Annotated in this window: 23 protein-coding genes; 13 read left to right on the top strand and 10 right to left on the bottom strand. The window is 35.4% G+C overall.

All coding sequences use genetic code 11. From position 1 onward, the window contains the following. Positions 1–2 precede the first annotated feature (2 nt). Positions 3–1,874 (bottom strand): Nramp family divalent metal transporter, encoded by a 1,872-nt coding sequence (locus OLM53_RS10140; protein ID WP_264520119.1) that lies wholly within the window; start codon positions 1,872–1,874, stop codon positions 3–5. Positions 1,875–1,952: 78 nt separating this feature from the next. On the opposite strand from OLM53_RS10140, the gene OLM53_RS10135 reads away from it, so the two are divergent. From OLM53_RS10135 to OLM53_RS10080, 12 genes are all read left to right on the top strand, one after another. Continuing rightward, the gene (locus OLM53_RS10135; protein ID WP_264520118.1) at positions 1,953–2,696 is read left to right on the top strand and encodes a transporter; all 744 of its coding nucleotides are present in this window, start codon (positions 1,953–1,955) and stop codon (positions 2,694–2,696) included. Then, positions 2,697–3,839, top strand: coding sequence for a lycopene cyclase family protein (locus OLM53_RS10130; protein ID WP_264520117.1), 1,143 nt, complete (start codon positions 2,697–2,699; stop codon positions 3,837–3,839). 126 nt (positions 3,840–3,965) lie between these two features. Continuing rightward, entirely contained in the window at positions 3,966–4,376 is a 411-nt protein-coding gene (locus OLM53_RS10125; protein ID WP_264520116.1) for a BrxA/BrxB family bacilliredoxin, read from the top strand. A gap of 129 nt (positions 4,377–4,505) precedes the next feature. After that, entirely contained in the window at positions 4,506–5,864 is a 1,359-nt protein-coding gene (locus tag OLM53_RS10120) for a rhodanese-related sulfurtransferase (RefSeq protein WP_264520115.1), read from the top strand. Further along, positions 5,864–7,105 (top strand): U32 family peptidase, encoded by a 1,242-nt coding sequence (locus tag OLM53_RS10115; RefSeq protein WP_264520114.1) that lies wholly within the window; start codon positions 5,864–5,866, stop codon positions 7,103–7,105. Before OLM53_RS10120 ends, OLM53_RS10115 begins: the two co-directional genes overlap by 1 nt. Next, positions 7,106–7,336 carry a ferredoxin gene (locus OLM53_RS10110; RefSeq protein ID WP_264520113.1) on the top strand — a complete coding sequence of 77 codons (231 nt, stop codon included), beginning with the start codon at positions 7,106–7,108 and terminating at the stop codon, positions 7,334–7,336. A gap of 98 nt (positions 7,337–7,434) precedes the next feature. Further along, positions 7,435–8,712, top strand: a complete 1,278-nt coding sequence (locus tag OLM53_RS10105; protein ID WP_264520112.1) for a stage 0 sporulation family protein — start codon at positions 7,435–7,437, stop codon at positions 8,710–8,712. After that, a complete protein-coding gene (locus OLM53_RS10100; RefSeq protein WP_264520111.1) occupies positions 8,696–9,181 on the top strand; it encodes a gliding motility lipoprotein GldH in 486 nt (161 codons plus the stop codon). The genes OLM53_RS10105 and OLM53_RS10100 overlap by 17 nt, the downstream gene beginning before the upstream one ends. Before the next feature lie 4 nt (positions 9,182–9,185). Next, positions 9,186–11,492 (top strand): penicillin-binding protein 1A, encoded by a 2,307-nt coding sequence (locus OLM53_RS10095; RefSeq protein ID WP_264520110.1) that lies wholly within the window; start codon positions 9,186–9,188, stop codon positions 11,490–11,492. Between the two features lie 15 nt (positions 11,493–11,507). Next, positions 11,508–12,209, top strand: coding sequence for a CoA transferase subunit A (locus tag OLM53_RS10090; RefSeq protein ID WP_264520109.1), 702 nt, complete (start codon positions 11,508–11,510; stop codon positions 12,207–12,209). A 2-nt stretch (positions 12,210–12,211) separates the two neighbouring features. Beyond that, a complete protein-coding gene (locus OLM53_RS10085; protein ID WP_264520108.1) occupies positions 12,212–12,868 on the top strand; it encodes a 3-oxoacid CoA-transferase subunit B in 657 nt (218 codons plus the stop codon). A 158-nt stretch (positions 12,869–13,026) separates the two neighbouring features. Next, on the top strand, positions 13,027–16,038 hold the full coding sequence (locus OLM53_RS10080; RefSeq protein ID WP_264520107.1) for a M4 family metallopeptidase: 3,012 nt from the start codon (positions 13,027–13,029) through the stop codon (positions 16,036–16,038). A 69-nt stretch (positions 16,039–16,107) separates the two neighbouring features. On the opposite strand, the gene OLM53_RS10075 is transcribed toward OLM53_RS10080, so the two are convergent. Then, complete coding sequence (locus OLM53_RS10075; RefSeq protein ID WP_264520106.1) at positions 16,108–16,503, bottom strand: hypothetical protein; 396 nt, start codon at positions 16,501–16,503, stop codon at positions 16,108–16,110. 19 nt (positions 16,504–16,522) lie between these two features. Further along, entirely contained in the window at positions 16,523–17,962 is a 1,440-nt protein-coding gene (locus OLM53_RS10070; RefSeq protein WP_264520105.1) for a nucleoside recognition domain-containing protein, read from the bottom strand. 197 nt (positions 17,963–18,159) lie between these two features. Between OLM53_RS10070 and OLM53_RS10065 the strand changes: the two genes are divergently transcribed. Beyond that, positions 18,160–21,105, top strand: a complete 2,946-nt coding sequence (locus OLM53_RS10065; protein ID WP_264520104.1) for a S8 family serine peptidase — start codon at positions 18,160–18,162, stop codon at positions 21,103–21,105. 33 nt (positions 21,106–21,138) lie between these two features. Here OLM53_RS10065 and OLM53_RS10060 read toward each other — a convergent pair whose 3' ends face one another. From OLM53_RS10060 to hemE, 7 genes are all read right to left on the bottom strand, one after another. Beyond that, positions 21,139–21,852, bottom strand: a complete 714-nt coding sequence (locus tag OLM53_RS10060; protein WP_264520103.1) for a 3'-5' exonuclease — start codon at positions 21,850–21,852, stop codon at positions 21,139–21,141. Positions 21,853–21,918: 66 nt separating this feature from the next. Further along, complete coding sequence (locus OLM53_RS10055; RefSeq protein ID WP_264520102.1) at positions 21,919–22,389, bottom strand: methylated-DNA--[protein]-cysteine S-methyltransferase; 471 nt, start codon at positions 22,387–22,389, stop codon at positions 21,919–21,921. Positions 22,390–22,407: 18 nt separating this feature from the next. Further along, a complete protein-coding gene (locus tag OLM53_RS10050) occupies positions 22,408–22,809 on the bottom strand; it encodes a c-type cytochrome (protein ID WP_264520101.1) in 402 nt (133 codons plus the stop codon). Between the two features lie 198 nt (positions 22,810–23,007). Next, positions 23,008–24,003: a porphobilinogen synthase gene (gene hemB / locus OLM53_RS10045; RefSeq protein WP_264520100.1), complete on the bottom strand. Its 996-nt coding sequence runs from the start codon at positions 24,001–24,003 to the stop codon at positions 23,008–23,010. Between the two features lie 19 nt (positions 24,004–24,022). After that, positions 24,023–24,964: a DUF4421 domain-containing protein gene (locus OLM53_RS10040; RefSeq protein ID WP_264520099.1), complete on the bottom strand. Its 942-nt coding sequence runs from the start codon at positions 24,962–24,964 to the stop codon at positions 24,023–24,025. Next, the gene (gene hemF / locus OLM53_RS10035; RefSeq protein ID WP_264520098.1) at positions 24,955–25,857 is read right to left on the bottom strand and encodes an oxygen-dependent coproporphyrinogen oxidase; all 903 of its coding nucleotides are present in this window, start codon (positions 25,855–25,857) and stop codon (positions 24,955–24,957) included. The genes OLM53_RS10040 and hemF overlap by 10 nt, the downstream gene beginning before the upstream one ends. 32 nt (positions 25,858–25,889) lie before the next feature. Then, a complete protein-coding gene (gene hemE, locus OLM53_RS10030) occupies positions 25,890–26,915 on the bottom strand; it encodes a uroporphyrinogen decarboxylase (RefSeq protein ID WP_264520097.1) in 1,026 nt (341 codons plus the stop codon). Position 26,916: the final 1 nt, after the last annotated feature.

The raw sequence follows: 26,916 nt of genomic DNA, 5'->3' as shown, positions 1-26,916 counted from the left end.
TTTTAATTTTTTACAATAAATAAGGGTATCGAAATTTTATGACGCAATTTATCTACGGTTGTGCCAAATAAAATATCTTTTAATCCAGTATGCCCGTGGGTTCCCATTACTAAAATATCGAAATCCCCATCGTTAACAATTTTCGGGATAGCTTTATTTGGTTTCCCAAATCCCAACTTAACCTCTACTTTAAACCCTTTATTGTTCAAAATCTCTTTATACTCCAACAATAATTTTTCATCAATAGTGGTTTCGTGATCATCAATATTGCCCCCATAAAACATAGCGCCTACCGTTTCAACAACATGAATTAAAGTATACTTGGCTCCTTTTCCGCCCAACTCAAAAGCGCTGTTAATGGCAATTTCATCAGCATCTGAAAAGTCAACCGAAACCGCAATATGTTTTTTATTATACGTTTCTGCTTGTGAAAAATTCAATTCGAAATTATGAGGTAAATGATTTTGTATTTCATGTTTGGCTTTTGTGATGAATGGTTTGAAAACGATATACAACAACAAAATCAAAAATCCTATTGCCAAAGGAACAACCGTAACCCATAATACCATTGGGTTTTCGGAAGTTTGTATCCAACCTTTAATTTCATCAAAAACCAATTTGGCATTTAAAGAAACAATAATCAAGGCTACAATCCAAGAGGCAATTTGAGTTGTTTTCGAAATTTCAAAACCTTTCATTTTTGTTTTATCACTAACAAAGTGAATCAATGGAATAATAGCAAATCCTAATTGCAAACTCAAAATGACTTGACTCAAAATCAACATTTTTCCGGTTATCCCTTCGCCAAAAACAGAAATAACAATCACCGCTGGAACAATGGCAATCAACCGAGTAATAATACGTCTAACCCAAGGTTGAATTCTCAAATTCAAGTAGCCTTCCATAATAATTTGTCCCGCTAAAGTACCTGTTATCGTAGAACTTTGTCCCGCAGCTATCAAGGCAACAGCAAATAAAATGGGAGCCCATTTACTTCCTAAAAGAGGGGCTAAGAGTTGGTGAGCATCTTGTATTTCAGCAATTTGAAACAAGCCGTTTTTATAAAAGGTGGCTGCTGCTAAAATCAATATCGCCGCATTGACAAAAAAAGCCAAATTCAAAGCAATGGTAGAATCAATAAAATTGTACTTCAAAGCTTGTTTAATTCCAGATTCACTTCTGTCAAATTTTCGAGTTTGCACCAAGGACGAATGCAAATACAAATTGTGTGGCATTACGGTTGCACCAATAATCCCGATGGCAATATAAAGCGCTGCATTGTTTGGAATACTTGGTATCAACCCTTTAATCACTTGTCCCACTTCTGGTTGTGCAAATATCATTTCAAACAAAAAAGAAAACCCAATAATCATCACTAAGGCAATGATGAAAGCTTCCATTTTTCGGATGCCTTTATTGATTAGAAACAACAATAAAAAAGTATCCAAAACCGTAATCATTACCCCTTGAATCAGAGAAATGCCAAACAGCAAATTCAATCCAATTGCCATTCCGAGAACTTCGGCTAAGTCGCAGGCAGCTATAGCAATTTCGGCTAAAAAATAGAGAATGTAATTGATAAAAGGAGAATACGTTTCTCTTGAAGCTTGCGCTAAATCGCGTTGGGTAACAATTCCAAGACGCGCACTCAAACTTTGCAATAACAAAGCCATGAGATTACTCATCAACAAAACCCAAATCAAAGTATACCCAAATTGGCTTCCTCCAGCAATATCGGTTGCCCAATTTCCTGGATCCATATAACCAACGCTAATTAGATACGCCGGACCAAGAAAAGCTAAAATTTTTCTAAAACCAGTCTTCTTGTTTTCGGTGGGAATTGATTGATTTACTTCTTCTAATGACTTACTCATGTTTAAAACATTTGTACAAATATAAAAAGATATTTGATTAGGGTAAATATTTTTTTAGATTTGTCTAAAATTTATTTGATGAATAAAATAATACTGCTTTTTTGCGTTCTGGGATGGTTTCCCGTTTTGGCACAAACTATAGATCCCCTTGAAGCTGATAGACCTGACCAAACCGAAACTCCAGCTATTGTTCCCAAAAGAATGCTTCAGGCAGAAATGGGTTTCACTTTTCAAAAGGATAAAGAAACGGGCAATAGTAATAGTTTACCCTCCGTCTTGTGGAAATATGGTCTAATAAAAAATTTAGAGTTGAGATTGATTACGGAATTCATTTCTGAAGAAATCAATAACGAAACCGTTACTGGATTTACGCCAATTTATGTCGGTTTTAAAGTTAACCTTTGTGAAGAAAAAGGGATAATTCCAAAAACTTCTTTGATTGGACATATTTCTATTCCAAAACTAGCCTCAACAAGATATAAAACCGATTACATCGCACCCGAATTTCGGTTTACTATGCAACATACCCTTTCAGAAAAATTTTCATTGGGTTATAATTTAGGCTGTGAATGGGATGGATTTTCTCTTGACAAAACTTTTATTTATACCTTAACCACTGGGTTTTCTATAAACAATCAGTTAGGATGTTACGCAGAAATGTTTGGCTTTGCTCCACAAAATGACAACCCCAATCACAATCTTGATGGCGGATTTACCTATTTGATAAACAACAATTTTATGGTAGATTTGTCTTCAGGAATTGGCATTACCGATAATGCACCAGACCATTATCTTGCTCTCGGTTTATCTTTCCGAATATAAATGAAACACTACCATTACATTTTCACTGGCTCAGGATTATCCGCTTTGATGACGGTATATGAAATGGTAATTTCAGGAAAATTTAAAGATAAAAACATACTGCTAATTGATGAAAATCCAAAGAAAACCAATGACCGTACTTGGTGTTTTTGGGATGAAAAGGGGTTGTATGATACTATGGCTTTCGCCAAATGGCACTCTGCTTGGTTTAAAGATAAAAGCTTTGAAAGAGAACTACAATTAGCTCCATATCTATACAAAATGATAAAGGGATTGGACTTCTACAATTTGGTTTTTGAAGTTATCACTAAAGAATCGAACATTCAGTTTGTCAATCAAAAAGTACTAGATTTTAAAGAATTAGGCAATCATTGTGTCGTTAAAACAGAAGTGGAAAGTTATACTTGTAATCAAGTTTTTAATTCTGTTTTCAATCCTGAATTAGTAAAGAGTCAATCAAAATATCCTTTTTTGCATCAGCATTTTATTGGTTGGTTTATCAAAAGTAAGGAAGCTGTTTTTAATCCGGATTGTGCCACTTTCATGGATTTTTCTGTGAAACAAAAAGGCAACACAAGATTCATGTACGTTTTACCAACTTCCGAAACCGAAGCTTTATTGGAATACACTTTATTCTCCAAAGAATTATTACCTAGAAAAGAATACGAAACCGAAATCCAAAACTACATTCAAAAACTAGGAATAACGGATTACGAAATCATCGAAAAAGAACAGGGAAACATTCCAATGACTTGTTATCCGTTTTGGAAACACAATTCGAAAAACATCATTAACATTGGCTCTGCTGGAGGTTGGACAAAAGCAAGTACAGGTTATACCTTTAAGAATGCTACCAAAAAATCAAAAGCATTAGTTCAATTTCTTTCCAAAGAAACCGACTTGAGAAAGTTGCACAAAACCAACAAATTCTGGTTTTATGACTTGTTACTTTTGGATATTCTAGACAAGAAAAATGAAGTAGGTTCTACCATTTTTTCCTCTATGTTTCGAAAAGGAAACTCGACAGTAATCTTTAAATTTCTTGATGAAGAAACCACGTTTTGGGAAGATTTACAAGTGATTTGGAAATGCCCAAAAGGACTTTTCATTCAAGCCTTGATAACTAGAATTTTCAGGTTTTAACAAGAACTATTCAACCATAATAATTCTTTATGATTTCTTTAAAATTTAAAAATAGAAATCTCATTATCTTTGCAGTAGATTTTTAGAAAATCTAATATCAATTATTAAAATCTAAAATAAAAAAATATGTATCCAGAAGAAATGGTATTACCTATGAAAGCCGAACTTTCGCAAGCTGGTTTTCAAGAATTACATACTGCACATGACGTAGAAAATGCTCTTAAAGCAGACGGAACAACACTTGTAGTAGTAAATTCTGTTTGCGGTTGTGCAGCTCGTAATGCGCGTCCAGGAGCGAAAATGAGTTTAGATGGCACCAAAAAACCAGATCATTTAGTAACGGTTTTTGCAGGTGTTGATAAAGAAGCTGTTGATGCAGCTCGTCAACACATGTTCCCTTTTCCTCCATCGTCACCAAGTATGGCTTTATTCAAAAACGGAGAATTGGTTCACATGTTAGAACGTCACCACATTGAAGGACGCCCAGCTGAAATGATTGCAGAAAACTTAAAAGATGCTTACGCAGAATTCTGTTAAACAAAAAATATTTTTAAAACTGAAACCACGAATTCCCTCGTGGTTTTTTTATTTGCAAAAAGTTGTAAATTTGCGACGAATTCTTCCATTTAGAGTTCACAACCTATTTCTCACTTAAACGTTTATAGCATGCAACTGTATAACACCTTAAGCGCAGAAGAAAGAGCCGAGCTGATTGACCAAGCCGGCAAACAAAGACTTACTTTGTCTTTCTATGCGTATGCCAAAATTGAAGACCCAAAAAAATTTCGCGACGATTTATTTATCCAATGGAACCAACTTGATGCTCTTGGTAGAACCTATGTTGCCAAAGAAGGAATCAATGCTCAAATGAGTATCCCCGCCGAAAACATGGAAGCGTTTCGCGATACTTTAGAAGCCTATGATTTCATGAAAAACATCCGCCTAAATGTTGCTGTTGAACACGATGATCATTCCTTTTTAAAATTGACCGTTAAAGTCCGTGACAAAATTGTAGCCGACGGATTGAATGACGAAACCTTTGATGTTACCAATATTGGTGTGCATTTAAAAGCCAAAGAATTCAACCAAATTTTAGAAGACCCAAATACAATCGTTGTTGATTTCAGAAATCATTACGAAAGTGAAATTGGTCATTTCAAAGGCGCAATAACTCCCGATGTAGAGACGTTCAGAGAAAGTTTGCCCATTATCAACGAGCAATTAAAAGACTTTAAAGAAGATAAAAACTTGGTCATGTATTGCACCGGAGGTATTCGTTGCGAGAAAGCCTCGGCATATTTCAAGCACCAAGGATTCAAGAATGTATTTCAGTTAGAAGGGGGCATTATCAATTATGCTAAACAAATTAAGGAAGAAAATATAGAAAGCAAATTCATCGGTAAAAATTTTGTTTTCGATCATCGCCTTGGTGAAAGAATTACAGATGATATCGTTTCGCAATGTCATCAATGTGGAAAACCTTGTGATAATCATACTAATTGCTTAAACGACGGTTGTCATTTGTTGTTTATTCAATGTGACGACTGCAAAGCTGCCATGGAAAATTGTTGTTCAACCGAATGTTTAGAAATCACACATCTTCCATTGGCCGAACAAGTAAAATTAAGAAGCGGCAAACAAGTAGGCAATAAAGTTTTTAGAAAAGGAAAATCTGAAAAATTGTTATTCAAACATTCCGGTGAATTGTCAGACAATGCTTTGGCGAAAGCCCAAAAAACAAAAGACATTCGTCAAAAGATAAAAATCAAAAAAGTCTTGATTGGTAAAGTGGAGCATTACTTTGTTAAAGCTGGTGTTGGCCTTTTTAGCATCGAAAATCAAGAATTAAATGTTGGCGATAAAATACTTATCTCGGGACCAACTACTGGAAATGAGGAATTAGTTTTAGACAAAATGTTGGTAAACGGAAAAGAAAATACTTCAGCAAAAATTGGAGATAAAGTAACTTTTGAAGTGCCTTTCAGAGTTCGTTTATCTGATAAATTATTCAAAATCATAAGCTAATGACAACTTCAGGAAGAATTGAACTTATGGCTCCGGCTGGAAATTTCGAATCATTGCAAGCCGCTTTAAACAATGGTTGTGATTCCATTTATTTTGGTGTTGAACAATTAAATATGCGCGCTCGTGCCACAGTGAATTTTGTTTTAGACGATTTACCTGAAATTGCTCGAAGATGCCAAGAAAAAAAGGTTAGAACCTATCTCACATTAAATACCATCATTTACGACCACGATTTGTCGATTGTAAAAACACTTTTGAGCAAAGCCAAAGAAGCTGGAATAACAGCTGTCATCGCTTCTGATCAAGCCGTAATTATGACTGCTAAAACGATGGGGATAGAAGTGCATATTTCAACCCAATTGAATGTAACCAACATCGAAACAGTAAAATTCTATGCCATGTTTGCGGATACCATCGTATTGTCTCGTGAGTTGAGTTTACGTCAAGTGAAAAAAATCACCGATGCTATTGAGAAAGAACAAAACAAAGGCCCTAGTGGGAATTTAGTTGAAATCGAAATCTTTGGTCATGGTGCATTATGTATGGCCGTTTCAGGAAAATGTTATTTGAGTTTACATTCGCATAATTCTTCTGCTAATCGAGGAGCGTGTAAGCAAAACTGTCGCAAAAAATATACGGTAATCGACCAAGAAAGTGGTTTCGAAATAGAAGTTGATAACGAATATTTAATGTCACCCAAAGATTTATGCACGTTAGATTTTTTAGATCAAGTTATCGATTCAGGAATTAAAGTTTTGAAAATAGAAGGTCGCGGTCGTGCTGCCGATTATGTAGCAACCGTTATTAAAACTTATCGTGATGCTATCGACTCCTACTACGAAGGAACATTTACCAAAGAAAAAATCAACACTTGGATGGAGGCTTTGTCTACCGTTTACAATCGAGGTTTTTGGAGTGGTTATTATTTAGGGCAAAAACTTGGCGAATGGAGTGACAATCCTGGTTCGAGTGCTACTCAAAAGAAAGTGTATGTTGGGAAGGGCGTTCACTATTTCCAAAAAGCCAGTATTGCCGAATTCAAAATTGAAGCTTACGACATCAAAAAAGGCGATAAAATTTTAATCACAGGACCAAGTACTGGAGCTCAAGAAATGGTTTTAGAAGAACTCTTCGTTAATGACGTAGATTCTGAAAAAGCTACTAAAGGCGATAATTGTACCTTGAAAGTGCCTTTCCGAATCCGTCTTTCAGACAAAATGTATAAAATTGTAGAAAACTAGATGGTCATTGTTACGTTACAAAGAGATAAATGTATTGGCTGTAATTACTGTGTAGAAATGGCTCCAAGGCAATTTCAAATGTCGAAGAAAGATGGAAAATCAGTATTGCTGAAATCGGTCAATGCTAAAGGTTTTTATACTTTAAAATCGGCTGACCATACAATCGTTGAAAATTGTGAATTGGCTGTAAAAGCTTGTCCTGTAAACATTATCAGCGTTAAGGAAACTTAAAAATTTTGCTTCCTTTTTTATCCGAAAAAACAATATCTTTACACTTTTAACGTTTATGACTAGTAGTGACGTGGTCACGATCAATATATACTCAAATTATGGCTTGTACAAGTTGTTCAACATCTGATGGCGGTGCGCCTAAAGGATGCAAAAATAATGGGACTTGCGGCACCGATAGCTGCAACAAATTAACAGTTTTCGATTGGTTAGCCAACATGAGTTTGCCTAGTGGCGAAACTCCGTTTGACTGTGTAGAAGTGCGTTTTAAAAACGGCAGAAAAGACTTTTATCGCAATACTGAAAAACTGACTTTAAGCATTGGCGATGTAGTAGCTACTGAAGCTTCACCTGGTCACGATGTTGGAATTGTAACCCTTACAGGAGAATTAGTAAAAATTCAAATGAAGAAAAAAGGGGTTAATCACACCAGTCCAGAAATTGCAAAAATTTATAGAAAAGCATCTCAAAAAGACATTGATATTTGGAGTGAATCTCGAGACAAAGAGGAACCAATGAAAGTAAAAGCACGTGAATTAGCTATTACTCATAAATTGGAAATGAAAATATCCGACATTGAATATCAAGGTGATGGTTCTAAAGTAACCTTCTATTATACGGCAAACGACAGGGTCGATTTTAGATTGTTAATCAAAGATTATTCTCGTGTTTTCAATACTCGTATCGAAATGAAGCAAGTAGGTTTCCGTCAGGAAGCTTCTCGTTTGGGAGGAATAGGTTCTTGTGGTAGAGAGTTGTGCTGTTCTACTTGGTTGACCGACTTCAGAAGTGTAAATACCTCTGCTGCTCGTTATCAACAATTGTCATTGAATCCACAAAAATTAGCGGGACAGTGTGGTAAATTAAAATGCTGTCTTAATTATGAGCTCGATACTTATATGGATGCTCTTAAAGATTTTCCTGATTTTGAAACCAAATTAAAAACAGAAAAAGGAGATGCTATTTGCCAAAAGCAAGATATTTTTAAAGGCTTAATGTGGTTTGCTTACACCGATAATTTTGCTAATTGGCATGTGCTAAACATAGAACAAGTTAGAGAAATCATTGCTGAAAATAAGCAAAACAAAAAAGTTAGTTCGCTTGAGGATTTTGCCATCGAAACGGTTATTGAGCCTGAAAAAGATTTCAACAACGCTATGGGACAAGAGAGTTTAACTCGATTTGACCAACCTAAAAAGAGCAAAAACAGAAACAAAAATAGAAACAAGAATAAAGTCTCAAATCCAAACCAAAATCAAGGACAGGTGCAGGGACAAAATCAAAATCAAAGTCAAGGTCAAGGTCAAAATCAGAAACCAAAACAAAACCAACAAAACAAAAAACCAATAATTATAAAAAAGAATGAAAATAAAGCATAGCATCCTTTTTGTTTTTGTGCTTTTTTTGATTATTTCTTGTGACAAAAAAAGAGTTTTTGACGAGTATAAATCGGTTGGAAATACTTGGCATAAAGACAGCATTGTATCGTTTGACTTACCAAAATTAGATCCTAAAAAGTCTTTTAATCTATATGTCAATGTAAGAGATAATGATGACTATCCTTTTAATAATTTGTTCTTGATTGTTTCCTTGGAACAACCCAATAGACAAACTAAAGTAGACACTCTTGAATACCAAATGACCAATCCAGATGGTACATTGCTTGGAGATGGTTTTTCGGACATTAAAGAAAGTAAGCTTTTTTATAAAGGCAAAGCAGCTTTCACCCAAAAAGGAATTTATAAAGTTCACATTAAACATGCTAACAGACAAACTGGAAAAATTGAAGGAGTAACTTCGCTTCCAGGAATTTCAGATGTTGGTTTCAGAATAGAATCTACAGAATAAGATTATGGCACAAAAAAATAATACTACTGTCAAAGACATTAACTACTACAAAAATAAATTTTGGAAGTTGTTATTTTATGGTTTGGGTGTGATGGGGCTATTTTTTATTTTGGCCTCTTGGGGGTTTTTTGGTAGCATGCCTTCCTTTGAAGATTTAGAAAATCCAGAATCTAACTTGGCTACCGAAATTATTTCTTCAGATGGTGTGACACTAGGAAAATTTTATAACGAAAACAGAACTCCTATCAAATTTGAAGATTTACCGCCTAGTTTGGTAAAAGCTCTAATTGCCACAGAAGATGAACGTTTTTACGAACACTCGGGAATTGATGCCAAAAGAACTTTTGGTGCGGCATTAAAATTAGGTAGAAATGGTGGGGCAAGTACATTAACCCAACAATTAGCAAAACAATTATTTCATGGTGAAGGATCCAAATTTTTCGTTTACCGTATGATACAAAAAGTCAAAGAATGGATTATTGCTATTAAACTAGAACGTCAATACACCAAAAACGAAATCATTGCTATGTATTTTAATACCGCAGATTTTGTGAATACTGCTGTTGGAATTCGCTCAGCTTCTAAAGTATATTTTGGTAAAGAACCCCGTGATTTAACCGTTGACGAAGCCGCTATGTTTGTCGGGATGTTAAAAAATCCTTCTCTGTATAATCCTTTACGTCGTTTAGAAAAAGTAAGACAACGTAGAAATACGGTGTTGGGACAAATGGTACGTAATCATATCATTGATGCACAAACTAAAGATAAATTGGCAAGTCAACCTATCGTTTTACATTTTCATCCAGAAAGTCACAAAGAAGGAACCGCAACCTATTTCAGAGAATATCTTCGCGAATACATGAAAAATTGGGCAAAGGAAAACAAAAAACCGGATGGAAGCGATTGGGACATTTATAGTGATGGTTTGAAAATTTATACCACCATCGATTCTAAAATTCAAGAACATGCAGAAGAAGCAGTTGCTGCTCATATGAAGAATCTACAAAAGGAATTTTTTGCTCAACAAAAAGACAATAAAAACGCTCCGTTTTTAAATATTACACCCGAAGAAACCAAAAGAATCATGGACAAAGCCATGAAATCATCTGAGCGTTGGCGTGTTATGAAAGATTTGGATAAATCCGAAGAAGAAATTGTTGCTTCATTTAATGTTAAGGCAAAAATGAAAATCTTTTCTTGGAATGGTGAAATTGATACTTTGATGACACCTATGGATTCGATTCGTTATTACAAACATTTTCTACAAACTGGAGTAATGTCGATGGAACCACAAACAGGTCATATCAAAGCTTGGGTGGGAGGAATCGATTATAAATATTTTCAATATGACCACGTGGGGCAAGGAGCAAGACAGGTTGGTTCAACTTTCAAACCTTTTGTTTATGCTACTGCTATTGAGCAATTAGGAATGTCTCCTTGTGATTCAATTATTGATTCCCCATTTACAATTCCTGTCGGAAGACACCATGTTACAGCTGATTGGACTCCAAAAAACTCTGATAATAAATATCGTGGAATGGTTACTTTGAAAAAAGCTTTAGCGAATTCTATCAATACGGTTTCTGCAAAATTGATGGACAAAGTAGGTCCGGAAGCTGTTGTGGCTTTAACTAAAAAATTAGGCGTAAAATCAGATATTCCTGTTCAGCCTTCAATTGCACTTGGAGCCGTGGAAATTACCGTGGAAGATATGGTGGCAGCCTACAGTACTTTTGCCAATCAAGGAGTCTATATCAAACCCCAATTTATTAGCAGAATTGAAGATAAAAATGGCGTTGTTCTTTACGAGCCTGTTCCTGAAACACATGATGTTTTGAACAAAGATATTGCCTATGCTGTTATTAAACTTTTAGAAGGGGTAACCGAAGAAGGTTCTGGAGTACGATTGAGAACTCAAGGTGGTGGAAGTGGAGATAATCGTTGGACTGGTTATCCGTATATGTTTACCAATCCAATTGCTGGAAAAACAGGAACATCTCAAAATCAATCGGATGGTTGGTTTATTGGAATGGTGCCTAATTTAGTAACTGGGGTTTGGGTAGGTTGTGAAGATCGTTCCGCTCGTTTCAAAGGAATTACCTACGGACAAGGAGCAACAGCTGCGTTACCAATTTGGGGTTATATGATGAAAAAATGTTATGAAGATAAAGATTTGCTCATTTCGAAAGACCCTTTTGAACGCCCTGAAAATCTTTCCATAAAAGTAGATTGTTACGCTCCAAGAAAGGTAGAAGTAGACTCGACTGCCGTCCCAACAGAGGAACAAAACACAGATGAATTCGGATTATAATCGTTTAAGATAATTATGATTAACAAAAAAGTAAATTCGGTACAAGAAGCGCTTCAAGGCATTGAAGATAATATGACCATAATGCTTGGAGGTTTTGGCCTTTGTGGCATTCCCGAAAATAGTATTGCTGAATTAGTAAAAAAAGAAACTACAGGACTAACTTGTATTTCCAATAATGCAGGAGTTGATGATTTTGGATTAGGTTTATTACTTCAAAAAAGACAAATCAAAAAAATGATTTCTTCCTATGTTGGAGAAAACGCCGAATTTGAACGTCAAATGCTTTCTGGTGAATTAGATGTTGAGTTAACACCACAAGGAACTTTAGCAGAAAAATGCCGAGCTGCTCAAGCTGGAATTCCTGCTTTTTACACTCCAGCAGGTTACGGAACCGAAGTAGCCGAAGGAAAAGAAACTAGAGAATTCAACGGAAAAATGCATGTAATGGAATTGGCCTATAAAGCGGATTTCGCTATTGTAAAAGCTTGGAAAGGCGATGAAGCTGGAAACCTCGTTTTTAAAGGAACGGCTAGAAATTTCAATGCTTGTATGGCTGGTGCCGGAAAAATTACCATTGCCGAAGTAGAAGAATTATTACCTGTTGGTTCACTCGACCCAAATCAAATACACATTCCTGGTATTTTAGTTCAACGCATTTTTAAAGGCGAAAAATTTGAGAAAAGAATTGAACAACGAACTGTTAGAAAAAGAAGTTAGTCATGTTAGGAAAAGAAGAAATTGCAAAACGTATAGCTAAAGAAGTCAAAGATCGCTATTATGTAAACTTAGGTATCGGAATTCCAACCTTGGTAGCTAACTATGTTCGAAACGATATTTCTGTAGAATTTCAAAGCGAAAATGGGGTACTCGGAATGGGACCTTTCCCTTTTGAAGGAGAAGAAGATGCTGATGTGATTAATGCAGGAAAACAAACTATAACTACTTTGCCTGGTGCTAGTTTTTTTGATTCTGCTTTTAGCTTTGGAATGATCCGAAGTCAAAAAGTAGATTTAACAATTCTTGGTGCGATGGAAGTAGCCGAAAACGGAGATATTGCCAACTGGAAAATTCCAGGAAAAATGGTAAAAGGAATGGGAGGCGCTATGGATTTAGTAGCATCTGCCGAAAACATAATCGTTGCGATGATGCACGTGAACAAAGCAGGTGAAAGTAAGATTCTGAAAAAATGTACTTTGCCTTTAACAGGTGTTGGCTGCGTTAAAAAAGTAGTAACGGAATTAGCGGTTTTAGAAATTACTCCAAAAGGCTTCAAACTGTTAGAACGTGCTCCAGGAGTTTCAGTAGAACACATCATAGCTTCAACCGAAGCCGATTTAATTATTGAAGGAGAAATTCCGGAGATGATTATTGATTAATTTATAAGAAATATTTTTAATTTGATAAGAAAGTAAATCATCAAATCTAATTACTTATCAAAAAAAAACGATTGTTAATCATATTTGTAAGTTTTGTTAAAATTATAATAAGTTTTATGTTAATATTGTATAGCATTAACAAACCTAAACTTTACCAAATGATTAAAAATTCACAAAACTATTTAAGATTAATTGTTTTAGTTTCTTTATTCACCTTTTCGTCATATGCTCAAGAAGGGGATAAAAATGTAAAACAAAAAATTATGGATGAAAAAGGGAACATCTCTCTAATAACATTCAATGAAAAATCTTCTTATAAATCGGGAGATTTTAACCAAGTTTTTAAGGATCAACTTAAATTAAAAAACAATTCTAGTTTTCAAAAAACCTCAACTGAAACTGATCAAAAAGGGTATGTACACGAAAAATTTCAATTATTCCATAAAGGAGTAAAAGTCGAATTTGCATCTTATACCCTTCATTCTAAAAACGGTTCATTGGTTTCTATGTCCGGAGAAACATATCCGTTAGAAAACATCAATACTATTCCAACGCTATCTACTCAACAAGCTTTTACTAAAGCATTAAATCAGATTGATGCTAAATCGTATTTATGGGATAATCCAACCGAAGCTGCTGCTTTCAGTTACACAAAACCCGATGGGGAATTGGTTTTACTACCCGTTTCTAACAATGACATAGTAACTTTAAGATTAGCTTACAAATTTGATATTTATGCTACAAATCCTGTAAGTCGTGGTGATTTATATATAGATGCTGTCACTGGAAATGCTTTGTTTTATAATGCCACCATCAAACATTTAGGAGAATACAGCAATGGAGGTTCAAAATCAAATGAAGAAAATATTTTGACTAAAACGAACTCTATGCTAGTTGCAGCAAATGCCGATACAAGATATAGCGGCACGCAATCTATTCAAACTACATTAAGTGGGAGTTCTTATATTTTAGCAGATGCCACAAGAGGTTTGGGCATCAACACCTACAATATGAAAAAGGGGACTAGTTACACTGCTGCTGTTAATTTTACAGATGCTGATAACAACTGGACATCTGTAGAATATGCCAACACTAATAAAGATAATGGCGCTCTAGACGCGCACTGGGGAGCTGAAAAAACATATGATTATTGGTCAACGGTTCACGGAAGAAACAGTTATAATAATGCCGGAGCCGCTATAAAAAGTTACGTTCATTACAGCACAGCTTATGATAATGCCTATTGGAATGGAAGTGTAATGACTTATGGTGATGGTAGCGGAACTTACTTCGACATTTTAACTTCAATTGATGTAGCAGGCCACGAAATTGGACATGCTGTTTGTACTAATACTGCCAATCTAGCTTATCAAAAAGAATCAGGGGCAATGAACGAAGCGTTTTCTGATATTTGGGGAGCTTGTATCGAATATTTTGCCGCTCCAAACAAACAACGTTGGTTAATAGGTGAAGATATTGAAAGAAGAGCCGGTCACTTATCTCTTCGATCTATGAGTAACCCTAAAACTGAATTACAACCTGATACTTATGGTGGCACTTACTGGAAAACGGTAAGTTGTACTCCTACTTCTACTAACGATTACTGTGGCGTTCACACCAATAGTGGCGTGTTAAATCACTGGTTTTATATCTTAACCGAAGGTAAGACAGGAACTAACGATATTGGAAGTTCTTATAGTGTAACTGGTATAGGAATTGACAAAGCTGCTAAAATTGCTTTCCGTACTGAAAGTGTTTATTTAACCGCTAACTCAACCTATGCTAATGCAAGAACCTATGGAATTCAAGCTGCCACCGATTTATATGGTGCCAATTCAGCTGAAGTTATTGCTACTACAAATGCATTTTACGCTGTAGGAATTGGAACCGCTTATGCTGGTCCAGCCGATACTATTGCTCCAACTGCTCCAACAACATTGGCAGCTTCAGGAACAACCACAACTACTACTTCTTTATCCTGGTCAGCTTCAACTGATAACGTTGCTGTAACTGGATATAATGTTTATCAAGGCACAACGCTATTAGGTACTTCTACTACAACTTCTTATAATGTAACAGGTTTAACGGGTGCAACTACTTACTCATTTTCTGTAAAAGCTAAAGATGCAGCTGGAAATTTATCGCCTTCAAGTAATGTAGTAAATGTAACAACTTTAACTCCAGTGCCAGATACAACCGCTCCAACTGCTGCAACTTTATCTGCAACAGGTACGACAACTACATCAACCAACTTGTCTTGGACGGGCGCAACAGATAATGTAGGCGTAACAGGTTATGACGTGTATCAAGGAACTACTTTAAAAGCAAGTGTTACCTCTACATCATATGCTGTAACTGGATTAACTGCTTCAATAACTTACACTTTTTATGTAATAGCTAAAGATGCAGCAGGTAATGTTTCTCCAACTAGTAATACAGTTTCTGTTACAACTTCTGCAACGACTTTAACTTATTGTACTGCAACATCAACCAATACTGTAGACGAAAAAATTGGCAAAGTTGTTTTCGGAACCATTAGCAATACTTCAACTGGAACAGCTGGTTACGAAAACTTCACTTCACTTTCAACTAATGCTGTTAGAGGAACTGCAAATTCAATAACAATCACTCCAGCTTGGGCCAGCACTGTATATCCTGAAGGATATGCTGTTTTCATTGATTACAACCAAAATGGATTGTTTACCGATGCTGGCGAAACCGTTTGGATAAAAGCAGCTTCAACTACAACTCCAGTAATTGGTACGTTCACCATTCCAACTACCGCTACATTAGGCTCTACAAGAATGAGAGTTGTAATGAAATACAATGCAACTCCTACGGCTTGTGGTTCATTTACCTATGGTCAAGTGGAAGATTACACTGTAAATATTACTCTTACTGCTGCAGGTTTAATAGATGAGACTCTAACAAATTCTTCTGCTGAAACATTAGATTTTAATTTGTATCCAAACCCTACAGAAAGTCGTTTAAATGTTTCATTGACTGATGAAAATGCAACATATGAAATCATTAACTTCCTTGGGCAAGCAATTAAAAAAGGAAAACTTAGTCAAGAAGGAATAGATGTAAGCGAATTGAACTCTGGAGTTTATTTCTTAAAAGTAAGCAGCAAACAACAATCTGTTTCTAAAAAATTCATCAAGAAATAATTCATTTATTTATTAGATAAAAAAATGCCTCGCTAATAAGTGAGGCATTTTTGTTTTTGGGATGGTTACTTATTTCTTGGTTTCTAAATAGGAAACTATAACAGGAGATGCATGAGTAAAACTTGGGAATTGCTCTTTCAAACTTACTGCTCTTTTTTTATTTAATTTATAAGTCAAATCAAATGCTGTTGTAAATAATATGGCAGACATAAACGGGTTATTAATATAGTTTACCAAAGTATCTCTAGCATTATCAATAGAATGAATTTCAACTTGTTCTTCTTGCTGAAATTTATAGTTGAGTTCCATTTTTAAAATCCCATCTTCTACTATCGGGCGAACATAAATATTCATCAAATCGGTATTCCCAATAGTTTTCGCCATGGTTAATTTAGCAAAAGTTCCATCGGCTAAACTAGCTTTGACTTGGTTATAAAACTCGGTAAAGGATTCGGTAAAAGACATTGAAATTATTTTTTATAGTTTAAAAAAACCAACTCGCCACAAAAATAGCGGTAATCACACAAACTAAATCTACCAAAAGCATAGTTCCTAAGGTGTAACGAGTATTTTTAACATTGATGCTTCCAAAGTAAACCGCTATTACATAAAACGTAGTCTCGGCACTGCATTGAAAAATACAACTCAATCTTCCCGTAAAGGAGTCTGGTCCAAAAGTTCGCATCGAATCTATCATAAATCCACGTGAACCACCAGAGCTGAAAGGTCTAAGCATGGCTACTGGTAAAGAATCTGTAACTTGCTTACTTACGCCAATATTGGCAAATACAAAGGAAATTCCATTACTAATAATTTCAAATAACCCACTATTTCTAAAGAAGGATATGGCTACTAACATTCCCAATACGTATGGAAATATTTTAACACCTGTTTGTAGACCGTTGTTGGCACCAGTAACAAATGCATCAAAAATGGTCGTGTCTTTTTCTACAAATTTTTTCTCATGAATAAATGAAAATATAAGGGTAAAAGCAATTATGGCAACTAACATTAAACCAGAAAGATTGGAAGTAAATGCATTTTTTCCTATTAAATCTAAAGTATTAATATAAAACAACAATCCAATAATAGCGGCAATTATTGTCATCAATGCCACGAGTAATGAGGCACTTTTGAAATTAATCCTTTGTCGGATACCTACAATTAAAAAAGCAGCAATAGTTCCTATGAAAGAAGTAATAATGCAAGGCAACATTACATCGGCTGGATTACTGGCGTTTTCTGCTGCTCTATATCCAATTATGGATGTTGGAATCAATGTTAATCCCGCAGCATGCAAACATAAAAACATGATTTGGGCATCACTGGCTTTGTCTTTTTCGGGATTGAGTTCCTGCAGACTTTGCATAGCTTTTAATCCAAAAGGAGTTGCCGCTGAATCCAAACCTAAAAAGTTAGCTGCGAAATTCAAAGTCATATAAGAAATCGATTCGTGATTTTTGGGAATTGTTGGAAAGATTTTTGAGAAAACTGGACTTAATTTTCGGGCTAATTTTTCGGAAGCTCCAGAATCAATTAGTAACTGCATTAGTCCACAGAAAAAAGCTAAATAAGCAATTAGCGGAATGATTAAATCGAGTAAACTGTTTTTGCAAGTAGGCAATAATCCATCTGATTTTTGAACTCCTGAATAAATTTTTACCGTTTTAGCTTTGTATACATAAGTAGTATCTGCATTGAGCGTATCTCTATTGATAATCATAGTTTGCTCTGGTGCTTTTTTAATACTATCCTTTACAAAAACTGGTACTTGTTCTAAATATTTTTCCGATATCAGAATAGGATCGTCTTTTTTTCCATTTAAAATATTATCGATAGTATAGTTGCCTCCTACACATAAACTGAACACAACAAATGCAATGGAAGAAACAAAGATAGCTAGCCAAAATCTACTTAAAACCATAATCTGTTTTTTGGTAAATATAACATTTCTCGATTTTGAAATAAAAGAATAAACTTAATTTTTATTTACTGTATTTGTCAATAAGTAAACAATATCTAATTTTTTGTGATTATTTGTTAATTAAATATCTAAATTAATTCAGTGTTTATATATTTGCTAACTTTTAACTATAAAAAAACCATTTCTATCCTATAATTATGAAAAAGAAATACTTGTCTTTGTTATCTTTCCTATTTGTAACGTGTTCCCTGATAGCTCAAACAAAAGAAGACATAAAAAAAATAACTGCAGATTACGATATCGCAAAGCTTAAAGAAAAAGAACTTTTTTATGGTAAAAAATCAAGGATAGAAAAATCAAAAGCCATTTCAACTGCCTTAGCTAAGCATTGGCCAATTCTTATTACAAAAGAGGATGGTAGTATTTCTGAGTTAATGAAACTCACTCCTGAAGGATTGCCTATTTACTATTCAACCCAAAATGTAAACGCTGCAAAATCAACAAGAGCCAATCATTTAAATACGGGTGGTACTTTGGGATTAAACTTAAATGGACAAGGAATGACCATTAGAGAATGGGACGGCGGAAATGTTAGAGCTACACATAATGCTTTTGGTGGTAGAGTAACTGTAGTAGATGATCCCTCCAATACCACAACGGTTTCACATTCGACTCACGTTTGCGGAACTTTGGTGGCAAGTGCTACACCAGCTGCAGTAAAAGGAATGGCCTATCAAGCCAATGCAAGAACCTTTAATTGGACAGATGATAATGCTGAAGCCATAGCAGAAGCACAAAATGGAATGTTAATTTCAAATCACTCCTACGGGGTTCCAATAACTTCAAATGGTACAACTTTACCATCATGGTTGATTGGTTCTTATTCCTACGATGCTTTTGTTTGGGATGATATTGCCTTTAATGCTCCTTATTATTTGCCAGTAATGTCCGCAGGGAACGAAGGCCAAAGTACAGATAATCCAGAACCAATTGCACCAGGTTATGATAAATTGGTCGGAAATAAAACGGCCAAAAACAATTTAATTGTTGCAAGTTGCGCAGATGTAAATGCGGCAGCTGATGGTACTGTAACCTCATCAAACATTAATATTAGTTCTTTTAGTAGTCAAGGACCAACAGATGATTTTAGGATAAAACCAGACATCACAGGAAATGGAGAAAATTTAACCTCAACAAATAATACCTCCAATACCTCAACTACAGGGATGTCGGGTACCTCAATGGCTTCGCCAAATGTGGCCGGAACTTTACTTTTATTACAACAACACTATAAAAACTTGAGCAATAGTTTTATGCGTGCAGCAACTCTAAAAGGATTAGCTTGTCATACTGCCGACGATGGCGGAAATGTTGGGCCTGATCCTAAATATGGCTGGGGTTTATTAAATGCAAAAAAAGCGGCAGAAACACTAACAAATAACGGCTTAACTTCTTGGGTTTCTGAAGAAAATTTAAATAACCGTCAGGTTTTCACCATGACAGTAAATTCAAATGGAACAACACCCTTAATGGCTTCTATAAGTTGGACAGATGTTCCAGGACCAATAAACTCTGGTGGTCTTCCAGCTAATGATCCAACTGCGGCATTAGTGAATGATTTAGATATTAGAGTTACACGAAATAGCACCACTTATTTCCCATGGAAACTAACTTCTGACCCAAGTCTTCCAGCAACAAGAATTGGCGATAATGCTGTAGATAATGTTGAACAAGTTAAAATTGATAACCCTACAGCAGGTTCATATACAATTACTGTTAGTCACAAAGGAAATTTAGTAAATGGAAGTCAAAAATACTCTTTAATAATTACTGGAATAACTTCTCCTTTTGCCATTAATTCAACTTCTGATAACTTAACTGTTTGTTCCAGTCAAAATGCTGTATATACCTTTAACTATACTCAATCTGGATCAGGAACAACAATCTTTTCTGCTGTTGATTTACCAGCTGGAGCTTCCGCTTCCTTTTCTCCTGCAACTTTGAATGCAAATGGAGTGGTTACCATGACGGTTTCTGGATTAAACAATGTGGCTCCTAATGAATATTTTGTTGGAATAAAAGGAACAAGTTCAACAGATACAGAGACTAGATATAAATCACTAAGAGTTTATAATGGAACATTCCAAACCATTGCTCTACAAAGTCCAACCAATGGGCAATCCGGGTTATCTACTTCGGCAGACTTAACTTGGAATAGTCAAACAAATGCTCAAAGTTATACTGTGCAAGTTTCATTATTTCCTGATTTTTCAACTTTTTTTATAAATGATATAGTAACAACCAATCAATATAATCTTACCGGATTAAACCAGACCACTAGATATTTTTGGAGAGTGATTCCTTCAAATAATTGTGGAGCTGGAATAGCATCAAATGCCACTATTTCGACATTTACAACAGGTGTCTTAACATGTGATCAATCTTTTACAGCAACTGATTATTCAAACGCCACAATTGCTTCCGTAGCTAACTCTAGCGCAAGCGTTCCGCTAACTATTACTGGTGGGTACACTATTGGAGACATCAATGTAAATATTGACATAACGCATACCTATGTTCAAGATATGACTATTTCTTTACAAGGTCCTGCTTCAATTGGAAGTCCTGTAGTTATTTTATTAAAAGAACCTTGTGGTGCCAATCCTAACATAAATTGTACCATGGATGATTCAGGTGGTGTACCAACATGTACTACAAATCCAGCTATTAGTGGACTTATTGCTCCTTTTGATAGTTTAAGTTCTCTTAATACACTACCAGCAGATGGAGAATGGACCCTTTTAGTTGATGATCCCTACAACGGTGATGGCGGAACAATCAATTCATTTAGTATTGATTTATGTAGAATTGGAAATGCATTGGCTGTAGCTACAAATCCTATTTTAAATAGTAGTGTTTATCCAAACCCAACTAAAGGTATTGTAAATGTTTTTATCCCTTCGCTTACTGAAACTGCAATCATAAAATTGTACGATATTCAAGGCCGACAAATTATTTCAAAAGAAACTAATCAAGTGACTACGAGTTTTGGAATTGAAAATTTACAAGACGGAATCTATTTAGTCCACATTGAAAACGATAAAGATTCGATTACTAAAAAGATAGTCTTAAGAAGAAACTAAACATAAAAAAGTCCCGATTAAATCGGGACTTTTTTATACATGAATAATTTCATCGTCAATTAACAAATCTTCTCTTCTAAATCGGAGAAAAATTTGCGCTACTGCAATCACATCTTTTTCACAATAGATTACAATTCGGTCTATATCTTTTTCTATATAATAAACCTGGGCAACTTGGCTTCCATCAATGTCTCCCTTTGGAGAAGGAACGCCAAGAATTTTGGTCAATAATTTTAAAGAGGTGAAATGCTTATAGTCACCAAATTTCCATAATTCTAAAGTATCTAAATGTGGAATTTCCCATGGTTTTTTCCCAAATAAATTGAGTTTATGGGGTATAGCAATTTGATTGATAATCATTCGGCGCGCGATGAACGGAATGTCAAATTCTTTCGCATTATGTCCACACAAAACATGCTGTGCCTGATTAAAATGAGTATCTAATAAACTTGAGAAATCTTTTAAAATCTTCTTCTCATCTCCAAAAAATGAAGTTACTCTAAAGTTTCGAATATCTCCTTTATTGACAAAATAGCCTACTGAAATACAAACAATTTTTCCAAACTCGGCCCAAATCCCCGCGCGTTCGTAAAAATCTTCAGGAGTATATTCATCGCGTCTTTGGTATTGCGTTTTTTGTTCCCAAAGCTCTTTCATATCCGTGTCCAATTCGTTGAAGTTTTCCGTTTCAGGAACGGTTTCAATATCAAAAAAAAGGATGTTATTGAGATTTATCTTTTCAATCATTGTTATAAATTTAGGAATTTACCGACTTAAAATTAAATAATCTAATCGAAATATGAAAGAAAAATTTTAAAAAAGTGATTGTTGCTTTGAAGGGCTTTCATGTTCTAATAACCATTTCTTGCGCCAAAGTCCACCTGCATATCCTGTTAAAGAACCATCGGATCCTATTACACGATGACAAGGAACTACAATCCAAAGTGGGTTTCTCCCATTAGCAGAAGCCACGGCTCTTATGGCTTTTACGTCGCCGAGTTTTTTAGATAAATCAAGGTAAGACATGGTTTTTCCAAAAGGGATATTCAATAATTCCTGCCACACTTTTTGTTGAAAATCGGTTCCCTGAGGATTCATTTTAAATTCAAAATGGTATCGCTGTCCTTCAAAATATTCATTGAGTTGGGAAACGCACTCTTTAAGATTTTTTGGGATTTTTGTGGTAATCTTTCCTTCACTTAAAATCGATATTACTGAAATACCGTTTTCATCACCAACAATTTTGGTAATGCCTAGAGGTGTTTGGATGAAGGCTGTTTCCATCCGATAAAGTTAGAAATATTATTTTGAAAAGCTATGGATATATGCTTCTAAAGATTCTCTTTCTTCGTCGGTGAAGGTTTTAGTTAAAGCGAAATTGGCTTTCATTACTTCAAATTGAGTTGGGTCGACCAACGGTTTTTCATCTCCTTTTAAGAAAGTGGCAATACTAGCGTTTTTCTCTTTGTAAATTTTGCTGATATCTATCAGACTTGGCCCAATAACTTTTACATCTGGTTTATGGCAAGTGGCACAAGTTCCTTTGCCTTCAAAAATTTCTTTGCCTTTTTCTGTTGGAGAAAGTGTTGTGGTAGCTGCTTTTTCAGGTGTGCTTTTATTGAAATCCTGATCTTCTTTTTTGCCGCAACTTCCTAAAATAAGAGCAAAGACAGCAAATGCTAATAGTTTTATTGTAGTTTTCATTTTAATATCCTTGAAGTTGTTCAAAGGTAGTTTTGAAATGGTTGTTAAAATATGATTTTTATCAGATGCCAAGTACACAATGCCATCACTCTTTAGCCCCGATGGAAGTGACTACCCTGTAGTGCGAACAGCGGGAATAGGGACCACTGACAAAGCCCGAACCTATCGCTCCTCCCTTCGACTGCGCTCGAGATGAAATTATTTATTGAGAAGAATTGCTGCTTCTTTGGCAAAATAAGTTGAAATCAAACTGGCTCCGGCACGCTTAATACACATTAATTGCTCCATCATAATCTTGTCATGGTCGAGCCAACCTCTTTCTGAAGCGGCTTTAATCATGGCATATTCACCAGAAACATGGAAAACCGTCACGGGAACACTTACCGCATTTTTTACTTCTCGAACGATATCTAGATAAGCAATTCCGGGTTTTACCATGACCATATCGGCACCTTCTTCTACATCCATAAGCGCTTCTTTGATGGCTTCTAGGCGGTTGGCGTAATCCATTTGATAGGTTTTTTTGTCTTTTGGAACTTCTATGTCAGCTTCTCTTGGAGCACTGTCTAGGGCATCGCGGAACGGACCGTAAAATGCAGAGGCATATTTAGCGGAGTAACTCATAATTCCAACGTTTGAAAAACCCGCGGCATCTAAACCTTGGCGCAATCTTAAAACTCTTCCATCCATCATATCACTTGGTGCTACAAAATCGGCTCCAGCTTGAGCGTGAGAAACGGCCATTTTTACTAAAGCTTCGTTGGTGGCATCGTTAGCAATATCTCCATTTTCAATGATACCGTCATGACCGTAAATGGAATATGGATCTAGAGCCACATCGGGCATTACAATCATTTCTGGGCAAGCGGTTTTGATTGATTTGATGGCCCGTTGCATTAGTCCGTTAGGATTCCACGCTTCTTTTCCTGTGTTGTCTTTTAGGCTTTCGTCCACTTTTACATAAATGTTTACGGCGCGAATTCCTAGAGCAAAAAGTTCTTTTACTTCTTCAACCGTTAAATCAATCGAGCGACGGAAAATTCCGGGCATGGATGGGATTTCGGATTTATAGTTTTCGCCTTCTGCAATGAACATTGGGAACATAAAATCACTTGGACTTAATGTGGTTTCGCGTACTAGGGAACGAATGCTTTCGTTTACTCTTAATCTTCTACCTCTTTGTAATGGAAACATAATCGTTTTGTTTTAAATATTAAAAACCTATTTTTTTACTGACTCTGTTGTAGAGTTCTTTCACTTTTTTAGGTGGGTTAAACCGATAACCAAGTATAAACTTAACCGTGGAAATATTATCGTTTATTTGGATACTACTAGTCTTGTTTTGTATGAAGTTGTTGTAGTTATAATTAACAAAAGCAAAAAAAGAATCATTATTGTACCCTAGCTTCAGACTAGAATCTACTTCATATATTGAAGAAACGGTTCCATCAATGTCATTTAATCCTAAACCAAAAGAAAGACCAGTTGCTAACAAAAAGTTTTTCTTTATCACAAAATTATAATAATAAGATGGTGCTAATGAAAAAAGAAAAATATCACTTTGGGTTGCGGTATTATCATCATTTAAATCAAAGTTTGTATAATAAATGGTAAAAGAAGGAATAAAACTTCCTGCGCTTTTAGTTTGCCATTCTTTTTGATTGGATAGTGTTTTAAACGAAAAATGATCATTAAAAACATACGATGTTGTTCCTCCTATTTTTGTTGTTCTAAGATTAGGGAAAGATACTTCGGTGTTCCCTTCTTTAACATAAAAACCGGTCTGATTAATAAATGTAAAGGATTGCATCCACTTTTTAAATACTATTCTTGTATTTAAGCTCATTAATTTTGAACCTGAGTTGTCTTTGTTTTCAGAAAAAAATCTAGGAGAAAATCCGTAGCTGATATCAATAAATTTGTAACTAATATTGACCCCTAGTTGTTGTCTTGTATTAGGTTTGAACTCGAATCTATTTTGTGTCCCGTTAGAGGTAAATTCAGCATCAAAACTATTAGATGTATTTAAGTAATATAAACTACTTGTTACTTTGTCATCATAAGATTTGAAATAAGAATTACTAATAGAATCGTTTTGCGCCCATCCATTAAAAAAGGTAAAATAAAATATAATATGGCTATATTTTATATCCATTCCATTGGTTTTTCTAAGACTTTAATTAATTTTTCTTCTTCGCTATTTGGTTCTGCATGATGGTCATAAACCCATTGCACGTGTGGTGGTAAACTCATCAAAATGGATTCAATTCTTCCATTAGTTTTTAATCCGAATAAAGTGCCTTTATCGTGTACCAAATTAAATTCGACGTAACGTCCTCTTCGGATTTCCTGCCAAGTTCTTTGACCTTCGGTATAAGTGAGTTCTTTTCTTTTTTCTACAATGGGAACATATGCATCACAAAAACTATTACCAACTTCCGTTATAAAATTGAACCAATCTTCCATTTTCATGGTTTCGGTTTCTTTGCAATAATCAAAAAACAATCCACCTATTCCACGGGCTTCATTGCGATGTGCATTCCAGAAATATCCATCGCATTGTTTTTTATATTTTGGATAAAACTCAGAATTATGCTTGTCACATGCTGTCTTGCAGGTTTGATGAAAGTGAATGGCATCTTCTTCAAACAAATAGTAGGGCGTTAAATCTTGTCCACCGCCAAACCACGAATTGATTACATTTCCAGCGTCATCATACATTTCAAAGTAACGCCAGTTGGCATGAACCGTTGGCACCATTGGGCTTTTAGGATGAATGACCAAGCTTAATCCACACGCAAAAAAATCAGCTTCGCCAACGTTGAACATTTTCTGCATAGCTTCGGGTAATTTTCCGTGAACCGCTGAAATGTTTACGCCTCCTTTTTCAAAAACTTTTCCGTTTTCGATAACGCGCGTTCTTCCTCCGCCACCTTCAGGTCGTTCCCAAATATCTTCACGAAATTTAGCCACGCCATCAACTGCTTCTAGTTTGGAAGTGATTTGGTCTTGTAGTTGTAGTATGTATTTATAAAACTTGTCTTTCATGATTCTTCGGAGGATCAAATCCTCTTTCTCCGCTACTGATTATATTCTTTCACTGCTTCCACAAAAGCTTTGGCGTGATCCACAGGAATGTTAGGTAAAATTCCGTGGCCAAGATTTACTATATAGCTATCTTTCCCGAATTCGTCTATCATTTCGTGTACCATTTTTTTGATGGTTGGAATTGGAGAAAGCAAACGACTTGGGTCGAAATTTCCTTGTAAAGTGATTCTTCCTCCAGATAAATAACGAGCATTTCTTGCTGAACAAGTCCAATCCACTCCTAATGCAGAAGCTTTTGATTTGGCCATATCATTCAAGGCAAACCAACATCCTTTTCCGAATACGATTACTTTAGTGTCTTCCGCTAAGGCATCTACAATTTGATTGATGTATTTCCATGAAAATTCTTGATAATCTACTGGCGAAAGCATTCCTCCCCAAGAGTCAAAAATCTGTATTGCATTGCAACCTGCTTTTACTTTTTCTTTTAAATATAAAATAGTGGTATCAGTGATTTTTTGTAATAAAGTATGCGCTGCAACTGGATTAGAAAAACAAAATCCTTTGGCGGTATCAAAACTTTTAGAACCCTTCCCTTCTACAGCGTAACAAAAAATCGTCCATGGCGAACCAGCAAAACCAATAAGCGGAACCTCATCGTTGAGCATTTCCTTGGTTAATTTGATAGCATCAAAAACGTAGCCTAAAGTTTCATTAACATCGGGAACAAAAACCTGATTGACTTGTTCCATAGTACGAATTGGATTGGGAATAATAGGTCCCAAATTGTCTTTTAATTCTACGTGAATTCCCATGGCACGAGGTACAACCAAAATATCCGAAAATAAAATAGCTGCATCTGGTTTTACAATTCGGATGGGTTGCACTGTAATTTCTGCTGCTAATTCTGGGGTTTCACAACGGGTGAAGAAATCATATTTGTCGCGTAAAGCTCTAAATTCAGGTAAATATCTTCCAGCTTGACGCATCATCCACACTGGAGGACGTTCTACCGTTTCGTTATTTAAGGCTCTTAAAAAAAGGTCGTTTTTAATCATT

It is taken from the genome of Flavobacterium sp. N1994 (assembly GCF_025947145.1).
Taxonomy (GTDB): domain Bacteria; phylum Bacteroidota; class Bacteroidia; order Flavobacteriales; family Flavobacteriaceae; genus Flavobacterium.
This window is presented reverse-complemented; position numbering and strand designations above follow the sequence as displayed.